At 71.3% G+C, this 12932-nt stretch carries 13 protein-coding genes; 12 read left to right on the forward strand and 1 reads right to left on the reverse strand.

Annotated features, from left to right (window positions below):
- Positions 1-37: 37 nt before the first annotated feature.
- The 10 genes from QWJ90_RS10425 (at position 38) to QWJ90_RS10470 (ending at position 8864) form a co-directional block, all read left to right on the forward strand.
- On the forward strand, positions 38-1009 hold the full coding sequence (locus tag QWJ90_RS10425) for a permease (protein WP_290107873.1): 972 nt from the start codon (positions 38-40) through the stop codon (positions 1007-1009).
- Between the two features lie 16 nt (positions 1010-1025).
- A complete protein-coding gene (locus QWJ90_RS10430; protein ID WP_436836700.1) occupies positions 1026-1847 on the forward strand; it encodes a TIGR03943 family putative permease subunit in 822 nt (273 codons plus the stop codon).
- A 130-nt stretch (positions 1848-1977) separates the two neighbouring features.
- Positions 1978-3273 (forward strand): Ig-like domain-containing protein, encoded by a 1296-nt coding sequence (locus QWJ90_RS10435; protein WP_290107750.1) that lies wholly within the window; start codon positions 1978-1980, stop codon positions 3271-3273.
- On the forward strand, positions 3270-3953 hold the full coding sequence (locus tag QWJ90_RS10440) for a DNA-3-methyladenine glycosylase (RefSeq protein ID WP_290107751.1): 684 nt from the start codon (positions 3270-3272) through the stop codon (positions 3951-3953). Before QWJ90_RS10435 ends, QWJ90_RS10440 begins: the two co-directional genes overlap by 4 nt.
- Positions 3954-4121: 168 nt before the next feature.
- Positions 4122-5099: a zinc-binding dehydrogenase gene (locus QWJ90_RS10445; protein ID WP_290107753.1), complete on the forward strand. Its 978-nt coding sequence runs from the start codon at positions 4122-4124 to the stop codon at positions 5097-5099.
- Between the two features lie 176 nt (positions 5100-5275).
- The gene (rpmB, locus tag QWJ90_RS10450) at positions 5276-5512 is read left to right on the forward strand and encodes a 50S ribosomal protein L28 (protein ID WP_156242462.1); all 237 of its coding nucleotides are present in this window, start codon (positions 5276-5278) and stop codon (positions 5510-5512) included.
- Positions 5512-5682 carry a 50S ribosomal protein L33 gene (rpmG, locus tag QWJ90_RS10455; RefSeq protein ID WP_155049151.1) on the forward strand — a complete coding sequence of 57 codons (171 nt, stop codon included), beginning with the start codon at positions 5512-5514 and terminating at the stop codon, positions 5680-5682. The genes rpmB and rpmG overlap by 1 nt, the downstream gene beginning before the upstream one ends.
- Before the next feature lie 2 nt (positions 5683-5684).
- Positions 5685-5990 carry a 30S ribosomal protein S14 gene (rpsN, locus tag QWJ90_RS10460; RefSeq protein ID WP_156242461.1) on the forward strand — a complete coding sequence of 102 codons (306 nt, stop codon included), beginning with the start codon at positions 5685-5687 and terminating at the stop codon, positions 5988-5990.
- A 286-nt stretch (positions 5991-6276) separates the two neighbouring features.
- Positions 6277-6564, forward strand: a complete 288-nt coding sequence (locus tag QWJ90_RS10465) for an HU family DNA-binding protein (RefSeq protein WP_156242460.1) — start codon at positions 6277-6279, stop codon at positions 6562-6564.
- Positions 6565-6893: 329 nt separating this feature from the next.
- Positions 6894-8864: a cytochrome c oxidase assembly protein gene (locus QWJ90_RS10470; protein ID WP_290107757.1), complete on the forward strand. Its 1971-nt coding sequence runs from the start codon at positions 6894-6896 to the stop codon at positions 8862-8864.
- A gap of 6 nt (positions 8865-8870) precedes the next feature.
- On the opposite strand, the gene QWJ90_RS10475 is transcribed toward QWJ90_RS10470, so the two are convergent.
- Positions 8871-9989 (reverse strand): hypothetical protein, encoded by a 1119-nt coding sequence (locus tag QWJ90_RS10475; RefSeq protein WP_290107758.1) that lies wholly within the window; start codon positions 9987-9989, stop codon positions 8871-8873.
- Between the two features lie 108 nt (positions 9990-10097).
- On the opposite strand from QWJ90_RS10475, the gene QWJ90_RS10480 reads away from it, so the two are divergent.
- Positions 10098-11474, forward strand: coding sequence for an ATP-dependent DNA helicase (locus tag QWJ90_RS10480; protein ID WP_290107759.1), 1377 nt, complete (start codon positions 10098-10100; stop codon positions 11472-11474).
- Between the two features lie 186 nt (positions 11475-11660).
- Positions 11661-12926, forward strand: a complete 1266-nt coding sequence (locus tag QWJ90_RS10485) for a serine hydrolase domain-containing protein (protein WP_290107760.1) — start codon at positions 11661-11663, stop codon at positions 12924-12926.
- The last annotated feature ends 6 nt before the right edge of the window (positions 12927-12932 follow it).

Here is a 12932-nt window from a genome sequence, read left to right on the forward strand (position 1 = left end):
CGCCCGCGAGCGCACCGCGCAGCAGCGACCGCCCCGGATGGCGGTCGGCCTCGCGCTGGGCGCCGTAGCGGTCGTCGCGCTGTTCCTCATCGACGCCCTCGCACCCGCGCTCTTCCCCGACTCGCTCCCCACCCGTGCGCAGGACGGCCTGACCCTCGCGCTCAGCGTGCTCATCGAGTCGCTGCCGTTCGTCGTGCTCGGCGTGCTGCTGTCCATCGCCGTGCAGGTGTGGGTGCCGGCGAGGGTCATCGAGCGAGTGCTGCCGCAGCGAGGGTGGGCGCGGCGCGCCGTGCTGTCGCTGCTCGGCATGCTCATCCCTGTATGCGAATGCGGGAATGTGCCGTTCGCGCGCGGTCTCCTCATGCGCGGACTGACCCCGGCCGACGCGCTGACCTTCCTCGTGGCCGCGCCGATCGTGAACCCGATCGTCATCCTCACCACGCACCAGGCCTTCGGCTGGGACGGCGGCATCCTCGTTGCCCGCCTGCTCGGCGGCTACCTCGTCGCGAACCTCATCGGCTGGCTCTACAGCCGCCACCCCGATCCCGAGCGGATCCTCACCGACCGCTTCCGCGAGACGTGCGAGGTCGTCGCCGGCGAGCAGGGCGATCGGGCTCGGCGGAGCCTCGCGCAGTTCGTCGTCGAGCTGCGCGCGGTCATGCCGGCGCTCGTCATCGGCTCCGCGCTCGCCGGGGCGGTGCAGGTGCTGATCCCGCGCAGCGTGCTCGTGGCCGTCGGATCCAATCCGGTGCTGTCGATCGTCGCGATGATGCTGCTGGCGATGACGGTGGCGATCTGCTCGAACGTCGACTCGTTCTTCGCGCTGTCGTTCGCCTCGACGTTCTCCTCGGGCTCGCTCGTCGCCTTCCTCCTCGTCGGCCCGCTCGTCGACGTGAAGATGCTCGCGCTCATGCGCACCACCTTCACCGGTCGTGTGCTCGCGGGCATCGTCGCCGTCGTCCTGCTGTCGGCGTTCGTCATCGGAGTCGGGGTGAACCTCCTTGCCTGACGAGACGACCGAGCGGATGGCCACGGCCCGGATGGCGGGAGCGCGCTGGCTGGGCGTGGGCCTTGCGGCGGTGCTCGCGGTGGTCACGCTGGGCCTCGCCGTCACCGGTCGCCTGCAGCTCTACATCAACCCCGCGCAGGCGTGGTTCGCGGTCGGGATGGCCGTGCTCGCGCTGGCGGGAGCGGTCTGGTCGTGCACGCTGCCCCTCGGCACCGAGAACGACCACGGCCACGATCACGGCGCGGCTCACGACCACGACGACGCCGCCGGCCACGCGCTCCCCACGCGCGGGCGCCGGCGGGCGCCCCGCCGTCTCGCGGGCGGCGCGCTGGTCGTGACGGGCGGCGTGATCGCCTCGGCGGTCACGGTCGCCGCGCTCGTCCTCCCGCCCGCATCGCTGTCGGTCGACCTCGCGATGGACCGCGACACCGGCACACCGCCGCTCTTCGGCGGCGCGGACACCGTCACCCTCGCCGCGAGCGGCGACACCGGCTCCTTCGGGATCGGCGAGTGGGCGACCGTGTTCGCCACCGCCACCAACCCCGACGCGTACACGGGCCAGGAGGTGACGCTGACCGGCTTCGTCACCCCCGACGACGAGACCTCGGGCGTGCGGCTGGGGCGGCTCGTGATCACGCACTGCGTCATCGACGCGCAGCCAGCCTCGATCCCCGTCGCCTCCGGTGCGGCGGGAGTCGGCGCGGACGAGGCGGATCTCGAGGTCGGGCAGTGGATCGAGGTCGAGGGGACCATCACAGCCGACGCCGCAGGGGCGCTGTCCGTCGAGCCGACCACCATCACGCCCATCGACGCGCCGGAAGACCCGTATGAGTACTGATGGACCCCGGCGCGAGCGCGCACCTCGGCGCCACTCCCGCCGTTTCGCGGGCGCGTTGCTCGCGGTGATCGGCGTCCTCGCGGTCCTGGCCGCCGGCGGAGCCGCGGTCAGCCTCACGCAGGGACCCCGCGTGACCTCCGTCGAAGTGGATCCGGACGCCGCTGTGGAGGCGTCCGGCACGCGCCTCGTGCTCACGGCAGACCAGGCGCTGTCGGAGATCGACCCCGCGCAGGTGACCGTCACCCCGGAGACGCCGTTCACGATCGACGCGGTGGGGCGGATGGTCGGGGTGCGGTTCACAGTGCCCCTCGACGACGCCACCGACTACACCGTGACCATCGATGACGCCGAGAGCATCGGCGGCGGCCCGGCGGCGACGCTCGAGGCGTCGTTCACGACCCCCGCGGCCGAGATCTTCCTGCTGCAGCGGAACCCCGACGGCGACGACACCGTATTTCGCAGCGGTCTGTCGGGCGACGAGGCCGTGCCCGTGTACAGCGCCCCCGTGATCGACGACTTCCGCGTCTCCGGAGAGCATCTCGTCGTCTCCGTCCGCGAGGGCGACGCGTCGGCTCTCTATGTCGCGGACCGCGACGGGACGGACGCGCGTGAGATGGCTCTCCCGGGCGAGGGCACTGTCACCGGCCTGCAGGTCTCCACGCGCGGCGAGCTCGTCGGCTACACCTACACGGACCTGGCGCTCAGTGAGACGGAGGGCCGCGCGAGCGTGCTCTTCACCGCGGACCTCCGCGATCCGGAGGCCGACCCGCAGCCGCTCCTCGTCGGAGACGAGCAGCCGAGCATCGCGAGCTGGCGCTTCGTACCCGACGCCTCGGCGCTGCTCTTCGTCGACTTCGCCGGCGACCTCATCGTCTACGACCCTGCGGCCTCGGAGCCCGCACCCACCGCGCTCGGCACGGCATTCGCGATCGACGCGGTGAGCCGCGGCACGTACACGGCGTTCGTCGAGCGCCTCGACGCCGCCGGCGGCGTTCAGCTCGACCTCACCACGGGCGAGGAGACGGCGCTCGTCGCGCCGGATGAGGATCTCGGCCAGCTCGGACGGGTGCTTCCGGTGCCGGGCGGAGGCACCCTCCGGCAGTACGTGCGCTTCGGCGACGACCAGCTGCCGGAGGCCCAGGGGGCGGCTCACATCGACGACGAGGGCGGTGTGACGCCCCTGTTCGAGGCGACGGGAAGCGACGGCCTGCTGCAGACGTGCGTCTCGCCGAGCGGCCGGTATGCGGCGGCGCTCGTGGCGCCGGATCTCCGGACGAATCCGTATGACAGTGAGTCGCTGCAGCCGTTGCCGGGCGAACTGCGCACGCACATCGTCGAGATCGCGACGGGCGAGGAGGTCTCCGTGCTCTCCGGATTCGGCATCAGCTGGTGCGACGTCGGTCCGTGGGACGGGGCGATGGGATGAGCGACTTCCACGACGTGAGCCGCGAGGAGCTGCTCGCGCTGCCGGTCGAGGTCGCGCCGCGACTCCTCGGGGGCCTGCTCACCACGGTCGTCGACGGCGACGAGGTGACGGTGCGCATCACCGAGGTGGAGGCGTACCACGGCCGTGGCACGGGTGACGTCCCCGACGCCGGATCGCATGCGCGGATGGGCCCGACCGCCCGCAACGCCGCGATGTGGGGCGAGCCCGGGCACCTCTACGTCTACCTCAGCCACGGGATCCACAGCTGCGCCAATGTCGTCTGCGGCGCGGCGGGCACCGCCGGCGGAGTGCTGCTGCGTGCAGGCGAGATCATGCGGGGGGCGGACATCGCCCGACGTCGACGGGAGGAGCGCGGTGTCGCGCGCACCGACCGCGACCTCGCCCGCGGCCCCGGCCGCCTCGGCGACGCGATCGGCCTGCGTCATGCGGTGCACAACGGCATCGACCTCGTCGGCGGCGCCCCGCAGGCGGGAGCAGTCGCGCGTCTGCGGCTCCTCGACGTCCCGCCGGCCTGCGAAGCGGGTCCGCGCGTCGGCGTCGCGGGCATGGCCGGCTCGAGCGCCTTCCCCTGGCGGTTCTGGATCCCCGGCGATCCCACCGTCTCGCCCTTCCGGTTCGGGCGGGGCGCCGCGGATGCTGAGCGCTCGAACCGCTTCTAGACGACCGGCGCCGGCGAGGACCTCATGCGCGACAAGGGCGTCATCGGCCTGGGCCTGCAGGAGATCCTCCGCGCGACGGCGAGCGCTTCCGATCCGCCCTCCTCACCACCGACATCCTCACGTCCTAGCCATCCGGGCCATCCGCCCGCCCGGCAGAAAGGTGCCACCATGCGCGCACTCACCCACTCCTCCTTCGGCGAGGCGACCGACGTCCTCGAGGTGACCGAGGCTCCCCTCCCCGAGCCCGGCGCCGGGCAGGTGCGCGTGCGCACCGTGCTCTCACCCATCCACAACCACGACCTGTGGACCATCCGCGGCACCTACGGCTTCAAGCCCGAGCTGCCCGCCCGCGCCGGCACCGAGGCGCTCGGCGTCGTCGACGCGCTCGGCGAGGGCGTCGACTCCCTCGCGGTCGGTCAGCGAGTGGTGACAGGCGGGACCTTCGGCGTCTGGGCCGAGGCCTTCGTCGCCGACGCAGGCGGGCTGATCCCGGTACCGGACGCGATCGCCGACGAGACCGCCGCGCAGCTCGTGGCGATGCCGTTCAGCGCCCTGAGCCTGCTGGACTTCCTCGAGGTGCAGGATGGCGACTGGATCGCTCAGAACACCGCCAACGGCGCCGTCGGACGCCTCGTCGCGCAGTTCGCGAAGGCACGCGGCGTGCGCGTGCTGGGTCTCGTGCGGCGTGACGCGGGCGTCGACGAGCTCGCGGCCATCGGCATCCGCGATGTCGTCTCCACGCAGGACGAGGAATGGCGCGAGCGCGCGGAGGCCATCCTCGCCGGTGCGACGCCCAGGGCCGCCGTCGACTCGGTGGGCGGCACGTCGGCGAACGACCTCCTCTCGCTGCTCGGCGAGGGCGGCACGCTGGTGTCGTTCGGCGCGATGGGCTCGGGGTCGCTCGAGCTCTCCTCCGGGGACCTCATCTTCAAGCAGGCCACCGTGCGCGGTTTCTGGGGCAACCGCGTGAGCGCGAGCATGGCGCCGGAGAAGCGCCGCGCGCTCATGGGCGAGCTCCTCCAGCGCGCGGGTTCGGGCGAGGTCGAGCTGCCGGTCGAGGCCGTGTTCTCCTTCGACGATGCGCGGGACGCCGCGGCAGCCAGCGCGCAGCCGGGCCGGTCGGGCAAGGTGCTGCTGCGCCCCTGAGCCGGTTCGGCCGACACGCCCGGGTGTGCTAGGCTCGTCGTTTGTCTGCGCGCACTCCTGCGTGCAGTTCGTGCGGCCCCATTCGTACACAGCCCGGTCTCCGGGTGGATGACGGTCGCGCAGACAAGAGATCTTGGGTGGGGCCGTCCGGCTCCACGGTAGTGAAGGAGTGAACCATGGCTGCTGTGTGCCAGGTGACCGGTGCCGTTCCCGGCTTCGGTCACAATGTCTCGCACTCGCACCGACGGACGAAGCGTCGCTTCGACCCGAACGTGCAGAAGAAGACGTACTACGTCGCGTCGCTGGGCCGTAAGGTCACGCTGAACGTGTCCGCCAAGGGCATCAAGACCATCGACGCCCGTGGCATCGAATCGGTCGTGAAGGACCTCCTCGCGAAGGGTGTGAAGCTCTAATGGCGAAGAAGGCTCAGGACGTCCGTCCCATCATCAAGCTGCGTTCGACCGCGGGCACGGGCTACACGTACGTGACCAAGAAGAACCGCCGCAACAACCCCGACCGCCTCGTGCTGAAGAAGTACGACCCGGTCGTGCGCAAGCACGTCGACTTCCGCGAGGAGCGTTAATCATGGCGAAGAAGAGCAAGATCGCTCGCAACGAGCAGCGCAAGGTGATCGTCGACCGCTACGCGGCGAAGCGCCTCGAGCTGAAGAAGCAGCTCGTCGACCCGAACGCGTCGGACGAGGTCCGCGAGGCCGCGCGCGTGGGCCTGCAGAAGCTGCCCCGCAACGCGTCGCCCGTGCGTCTGCGTTCGCGCGACGTCATCGACGGCCGCCCCCGTGGCGTGCTGACGAAGTTCGGCATCTCGCGTGTCCGCTTCCGCGACATGGCGCACCGGGGCGAGCTGCCTGGCGTGACCAAGTCGAGCTGGTAAGCACTCGCTTCGAGAAGAGGGCGGGACTCCTTCGGGAGTTCCGCCCTCTTTCGCATCTCCCGGGGCTTCGCCGCGTGGCGCACGGGCCGGAGCCGCGGCAACCGTCACATCCGCCCCATCCGTCACTCCGATCACACGACACGCCGCGGGGATCCGGCCCATCCGCCCGAGAATCCGCGGAATCACGCGGGTCGTTGGTACATTCGACACGGTCGCTAGACCACCGGAGGCAATCGTCGCCGGTCCACATGAACGTCGCGGCGTCCTCACGCCGCTGGAGGATGACATGGCCGACAAGACCATCACCAAGACCGAGCTCGTCGCGAGCATCGCCAGCGCCACGGGCCAGAGCCAGTCCGCCGTCTCCGGCGTGCTCGACGCCCTGTTCACCTCGGTCTCCGAGTCCGTCGCCAAGGGCGCGAAGGTCTCGATCCCCGGCTGGATCGCGTTCGAGCAGGTCGACACCGCCGCACGCACGGGCCGCAACCCGCAGACCGGCGACGAGATCGCCATCCCCGCCGGCAAGCGCGTCAAGGTGACCGCCGGCTCGAAGCTGAAGGCCGCCGTCAAGTAAGACGCCTGCCGTGAGAGGGGGCCGTCCATCCGGGCGGTCCCCTCTCGGCGTTCGGCTCGGTCTCGCGCCACCGCCATCCGCCCGGCGGGCCGTGTCTCACTTCTTGTGGGATAGGCCGGGGTTTAGCCGCGCGGAGTGAGACATGGGGCTCGGTGGTGTCTCACTTCTTGTGGGATAGGCCGGGATTTAGTCGCGCGGAGTGAGACATGGGGCTCGGTGGTGTCTCACTTCTTGTGGGGTAGGCCGGGGTTTAGCCGCGCGGAGTGAGACATGGGGCTCCCTGCTCCGCGTCGGGGAAGCACCCAGCACCGCGCGCCTAGGGTTGAAGGGTGAACGCGCGCGCGCTGCGGGCCGCAGGGCCCCTCATCCTCATGGCCGCCGCCGTCATCGCGGTGATCGTGGGCCTGGCCGTCGGCGGCGGTGCGGCCCCCCGCTTCAGCGCCGACCCCGGCGCCTTCGTCCGCTGGGGACTCCCGGTCGCGAAGCTCGTCGTGAACCTCTCCGCCGCAGCCATGCTCGGCGCCCTCGTCCTGGCGCTGTTCGGCCTGCGCGCGCAGGAGAAGGAGTTCGACGTCGCGCTCGACATGGCGTCGATCGGCGCGGCCGTCCTGACCCTCGCCAGCGGCACGGTCGGCTTCCTCACCTTCCTGTCGTCATTCAACCCGCAGCTGAGCCTCGGCGCGGAGTTCGGCGCGCAACTCGGCCGCTTCCTCGTCGACACCGAGCTCGGCAGCGCCTGGCTCCTCACCACCGTCCTCGCCGCCATCGTCACGGTGCTGGCGTTCGCCATCCGCTCATGGACGCCCACTCTGCTCACGGCGGTCCTGGCCGCCGTGACGCTCGTGCCCATGGCGACGCAGGGTCACTCCGGCGACCTCGCCGACCACAACGCGACCGTCACCGCGCTCCTGCTGCACCTCGTCGGCGCCGCGGTGTGGCTGGGCGGGCTCCTCCTCCTCGTGATGGTCCGCCCCGCGCTGCCGGCGGACCGCCTCCATGCGCTCCTGCTGCGCTACTCGTCGCTCGCACTCGCGGCGTTCATCGTCGTCGCCGTGTCGGGCTACGCGCGCACGCTCGCCTCCATCGGGCAGTGGGATCAGCTGCTGACCCCGTACGGCGCGATCCTCGCCGCGAAGATCGTCGCGCTGGTCGCGATGGGCGCGCTCGGCGCCCTCTACCGGCGGCGTCTTCTCGCGAAGGCGTCGGATGGCCGGAGCGCCTTCTGGGGACTGGTCGCGGTGGAGCTCGTCTTCATGGGCATCGCCAGCGGAGCCGCCGCCGCCCTCGCCCGCACCGCCCCGCCGGAGGGCGAGCTCGCGGCCCCGCAGACGACGCCGGCCGAGATCCTCACCGACGCGCCGCTGCCGCCCGAGCTCACCATCGGCCGCTGGTTCACGGCATGGGACATCGACCTGCTCTGGGTCTTCGTGGCCGGGTTCGGCATCTTCTTCTACGTCGCGGGCGTGGTGCGCCTGCGCCGCCGCGGCGACAGCTGGCCGATCCATCGCACGATCCTGTGGGTGGTGGGTCTGCTGCTCCTGGTGTGGGTGACCTGCGGGCCGCTCACCGCTTACGGCGACTACCTCTTCAGCATGCACATGCTGGGCCACATGCTGCTGAGCATGGCCATCCCGCTGCTTCTCGTGCCGGGAGCCCCCGTCACCCTGGCCGCGCGGGCCATCCGCAAGCGCGACGACGGCACCCGCGGCGGGCGCGAGTGGATCCTCTGGGCCGTCCACAGCCCCTTCGCGCGCGTGATCACGCACCCGCTCGTCGCGGCGGGCATCTTCATCGGATCGCTCTGGCTGTTCTACTACTCCGACCTGTTCCGCTGGTCGCTCTACGACCACCTGGGGCACGAGTGGATGATCGTCCACTTCCTGCTGTCGGGGTATCTGTTCGTGATGATCCTCGTCGGCATCGACCCGGTTCCGTACCGACTGCCGTACGCGGGTCGGCTCGTGATCCTCATCGTGACGATGGCGATGCACGCCTTCTTCGGCATCTCGATCATGAGCCACTCCGGGCTCATGGCCGCAGAGTGGTTCGGATCGCTCGGCCGCACGTGGGGCGCATCGCCCCTCGACGACCAGTACACCGGCGGCGGCATCGCGTGGTCGATCGGCGAGATCCCCACGCTCATCACGGCCGTGGTCGTCGCCATCCAGTGGAGCCGCAGCGACGAGCGCACGCAGCGCCGTGCGGATCGGCACGCCGATCGCACCGGCGACGCGGAGCTCGAGCAGTACAACGCGCGGCTCGCGAAGATCGCCGAGCGGGACCGCGCCCGCGGCCTCTGAGGTCGGTCAGCGGTCCGGCGAGCCGATGCGGATGGCCGCTGACCCGTCGGCGAGGACGTCGATCGTCCCGTCGACGGTGAACGTCACGTCCTGGCTGATGTGGAACACCGAGCCGTCGTAGATCGACGCCACGTCCATCTCGATGCGCGCGATCGCGCCGGCCGGCGCGATCGCCCAGTAGGCCTCATGGGGCACGACCGAGACGTTCGGCTGGGTCACGATCGACCAGACCGGCGGCGTGAGGACGCGCTCGTACGTCTCGTAGCCGAACGGGCATCCCGCGGGCTTCAGCACCTGCTGCTCCGCGCAGCGGTCGAGGAACGCGTGCACCTGCTCCGTGATGATGTCGTTGAACTCGGGGGTGGGGCTCGCCTGCACCTCGACGGGCACCGGCCGCAGCGGCACCTCGGCCAGCACGCGCACCGGCTCCGCCTCCGCAGCCGCCGTGTCCACCGACACCTGGTAGGCGCCGGGGGTGAAGACGAGCAGCGGCACCGGATCCAGCGGCTGAGCTTCCACCCCGTCGGCCGACACCTGCCGCTTGTCGAGCTCGAAGCGGTTGACCGTGAAGCGCATGGAGCCGCGGACGGTGACGTCGACGACGGCGAGCGGCGTGGTCTCGAAGCGCCAGGCGGGCACGACCCCCGACCAGCCGTCCTGCTCGACGCGGAACGTCGAGCGCCCGTCCGCCCCCTCCGCACGGTATGTGACAGTCACCTCCACGACGTCGCCGGTGCGGTGCGAGCCGACCACCTCGACGTCACCGAGGTCGTCCGGCAGCGCGGACTTCCGCAGCAGCGCGTCGCTCACGGTCGCGGGAATGCCGGCGGCCTCGAGATCCGCCGAGTCGACGGCGACACCCGGGACCCGCAGCGCATCGGCGGCCCGGCCATCCGCGAGAAGTGCCACGTAGCGCTCGACGAACGCCTCCGGCCCCCAGAACGCGCGGTAGAGCGACCCGAAACCGGCCGCGATGGCGGCGATCAGCAGCAGTCCGATGACGACGAAGCCGACGGCCTCAGCCGTCCGCGGTCCGCGCCTGCGCGCCCGCTCCCGGCGCGCCGGAAGCGCGGCGCTCTCGACCGCGGGCGCCGCGACGGCGCTGTCCGGGGTCGCCTGCTCCATGCCGCCAGTCTAAGAACGCGCACCCGCGCACATCCTGCATGGGCGCACGCCGGTCGCGGCATGTGGAGGGCGCAGGCCGCGCCCCGGTGCGTTTCGTACCATGGGAGGGTGACCGAACCTGCTCTGTCGGCGGAGCAGGAAGCCCTGTTCCGCCTCATCGAGGACACGCGCGAGCATGTCTTCATCACGGGGCGCGCCGGCACCGGCAAGTCCACGCTGCTGCGGCACCTGACCTGGCACACGAGCAAGCAGATCGCGATCTGCGCGCCCACCGGCGTGGCCGCCCTCAACGTCGAGGGCCAGACCATCCACTCGCTGTTCAAGCTCCCCATCGGCCTCATCGCCGATCAGGACCTCGAGCAGAGCGACGCCACGCGCAAGCTGCTGAACGCCATCGACACGCTCGTCATCGACGAGATCTCCATGGTGAACGCCGACCTCATGGATGGGATCGACCGGTCGCTGCGGCAGGCACGCGGGCGCCGCCGCGAGCCGTTCGGCGGCGTGCAGGTCGTGATGTTCGGCGACCCGTATCAGCTGGCGCCGGTGCCGCCGCGGGGCGACGAAGCACGGTACATCCAGGACCACTACCGCTCCTTCTGGTTCTTCGACGCGCACGTGTGGGCGGGCGTCGAGCCCGGCGGCGATGGCCTCATCGACCTCGGCCGGCACGGGGCGGAGCTGCACATCCGCGAGCTGACGCACATCCATCGCCAGTCCGACGACGGCTTCAAGGCCATGCTGAACGCCGTGCGCTACGGCCGCGTGACGGCCGACGTCGCCGAGAAGCTGAACCGGGCGGGCGCGCGGACGCCGCCGTCCGACCCATCCGACCCCGTCATCACCCTCGCGACCCGCAACGACCGCGTGAACGCGATCAACGCCACCCACCTCGCGGCCCTGAAGGGGCGGGAGCAGACGGCGAAGGCAGACATCAGCGGCGACTTCGGCCGCGGCGACGTGTACCCCGCCGACGACGAGCTGAAGCTGAAGGTGGGGGCGCAGGTGATGTTCCTGCGCAACGACATCGCCGGTCCGGATGGCCCGCGCTGGGTGAACGGCACGATCGGCACGGTCACGCGCATCCTCGGCGACTCCGTGCGGGTGGACGTCGACGGCGAGGAGTTCGACGTGGAGCCGACCGTGTGGGAGAAGCACCGCTACTCCTACGATGCGGCGACGAAGAAGCTCAGCCGCGACGTCGTGGCGGAGTTCACGCAGTTCCCGCTGCGGCTGGCGTGGGCGGTGACCATCCACAAGTCGCAGGGCAAGACGTACGACCGGGCGGTCATCGACCTCGGCTCCGGCGCGTTCGCCCCTGGGCAGACCTACGTCGCGCTCAGCCGTCTCACCTCGCTCGACGGGCTCTACCTCACCCGGCCGCTGCGGCCATCCGACATCCGGGTGGATGAGGACGTGCGCCGCTTCATGCGCGCGGCGTGGGAGCGCGACGCGGCCGGCATGCGATCCGCCGCCCGCTACTGACGCCCTCCGCCTGCCCGGCATGTCCCACTTGTGCACGTCAAACGTGGCGGATGGGGTGCATAAGTGGGACATGCCGGGCAGGGCAGGGGCGCACCGGTATACGCAACGTCACGGTTCTGCAACCCTCCCGGGAAGGTGCGCACCCGCCGCCTAGACTCGGACGCAGAGCAACTGGGGGGTTGTGGAATGCAGACATCCACGGTGCGCACGAGACTGCGGCGAGCGGGCGCCGCTCTCGCGGGAGCCGTCGCGATCGCGCTCATGGCCACGGGGTGCACGGCGAGCGCCGCCGTCGCCGGCTCCGAGGTTCCGATCGCGTCGTCCGACCTGCCGGAGAAGACCGTCGAGCAGCTCGAGTCCGCCGTCGATCACGCGATGAAGGCGGCCGGCGCTCCCGGCGCGCTGGCCGCGGTGTGGATCCCGTGGGCGGGCGCCTGGGTCGAGGGCATCGGCACGACCGGTCCCGACTCCGACGAGCCGGTCACCACCGACATGCGCTTCCGGATCGGCGAGGTCACCCGTGCCATGACGTGCGACGTGCTGCACCGGATGGCCGATGACGGCACCGTCGAGCTCGACGACCCGCTGACGAAGTGGGTCACCAGCGTCGGGAGTCTCTCCGACGTCACCCTCGAGCAGCTGTGCGACGGCACGTCGGGCCTCGGCGACGGGCGCGACCGGCTCGCCGCCCAGTTCGCCGCCACGCCCCTGCGCGTCTGGAACCCGCGCGAGCTCGCCGCCAGTGGGATGGCCGACCGCGAGCGTCCCGGCGTGGAGGTGCGCGACTCCGACGCGGCCTACCTCCTCCTCGGCATGGCGCTGGAGTCCGCGAGCGGCGAGAGCGCCGACGACCTGTTCGAGGAGCAGCTCGTCGACGAGCTGAACCTCGGCGGCACATCGCTCCCGGCGCCTCGCGACGTGTCGCCTGGCGACCCCGCCCTGCCCGGATGGCTCTCCTCGGGTGACGACCGCGAGGCCGCGTGCTCGGCGCCGAAGGACGTCACCGAGGCGTCCTCGAGCATGGGCTTCACCGACTCCGGTGCGACGAGCACGATCGGCGATCTGGCGCGCTTCGGGCAGTACCTGGCGCTGAACGCGGTGGATGACGACGGCGAGCTGACCTCGCGGTGGCAGAACGCGCTTCCCGCCGGCGATGACTCCTACGTGAGCGGCGCGTACATCGCGGGCAGCCTCGTCGGCCAGAAGGGCGCCTCGCTCGGGTACCTGACGAGCGTCTACGCCGACCCGGAGACGGGCATGACCGTCGCCGTCACGCTCAACAACTCCGCTGCCGGCGCCGACCTCGTCGACGCGCTCGCCAAGGAGCTGGCGGCGATCGCATCGAAGACCCCGGCAGCGGATGGCGAGAAGCAGCCGGAGTTCGGCCTGCCGTGGACCGCGAAGCAGCTCCACGAGGTCGTCGCCGACAAGGCCGTCTGCCCCGTCGACTGAGCGCCC

The organism is Microbacterium oryzae, from assembly GCF_030406385.1.
GTDB classification, from domain to species: Bacteria; Actinomycetota; Actinomycetes; order Actinomycetales; family Microbacteriaceae; genus Microbacterium; species Microbacterium oryzae_A.

Excerpts from the sequence above, each read along its gene's own strand:
- QWJ90_RS10425 (WP_290107873.1), top strand. The coding sequence starts at position 38 with ATGGCGGTCGGCCTCGCGCTGGGCGCCGTAGCGGTCGTCGCGCTGTTC.
- QWJ90_RS10430 (WP_436836700.1), top strand. The coding sequence starts at position 1,026 with ATGGCCACGGCCCGGATGGCGGGAGCGCGCTGGCTGGGCGTGGGCCTT.
- QWJ90_RS10440 (WP_290107751.1), top strand. The coding sequence starts at position 3,270 with ATGAGCGACTTCCACGACGTGAGCCGCGAGGAGCTGCTCGCGCTGCCG.
- QWJ90_RS10445 (WP_290107753.1), top strand. The coding sequence starts at position 4,122 with ATGCGCGCACTCACCCACTCCTCCTTCGGCGAGGCGACCGACGTCCTC.
- rpmB (WP_156242462.1), top strand. The coding sequence starts at position 5,276 with ATGGCTGCTGTGTGCCAGGTGACCGGTGCCGTTCCCGGCTTCGGTCAC.
- rpmG (WP_155049151.1), top strand. The coding sequence starts at position 5,512 with ATGGCGAAGAAGGCTCAGGACGTCCGTCCCATCATCAAGCTGCGTTCG.
- rpsN (WP_156242461.1), top strand. The coding sequence starts at position 5,685 with ATGGCGAAGAAGAGCAAGATCGCTCGCAACGAGCAGCGCAAGGTGATC.
- QWJ90_RS10465 (WP_156242460.1), top strand. The coding sequence starts at position 6,277 with ATGGCCGACAAGACCATCACCAAGACCGAGCTCGTCGCGAGCATCGCC.
- QWJ90_RS10475 (WP_290107758.1), bottom strand. The coding sequence starts at position 9,989 with ATGGAGCAGGCGACCCCGGACAGCGCCGTCGCGGCGCCCGCGGTCGAG.
- QWJ90_RS10485 (WP_290107760.1), top strand. The coding sequence starts at position 11,661 with ATGCAGACATCCACGGTGCGCACGAGACTGCGGCGAGCGGGCGCCGCT.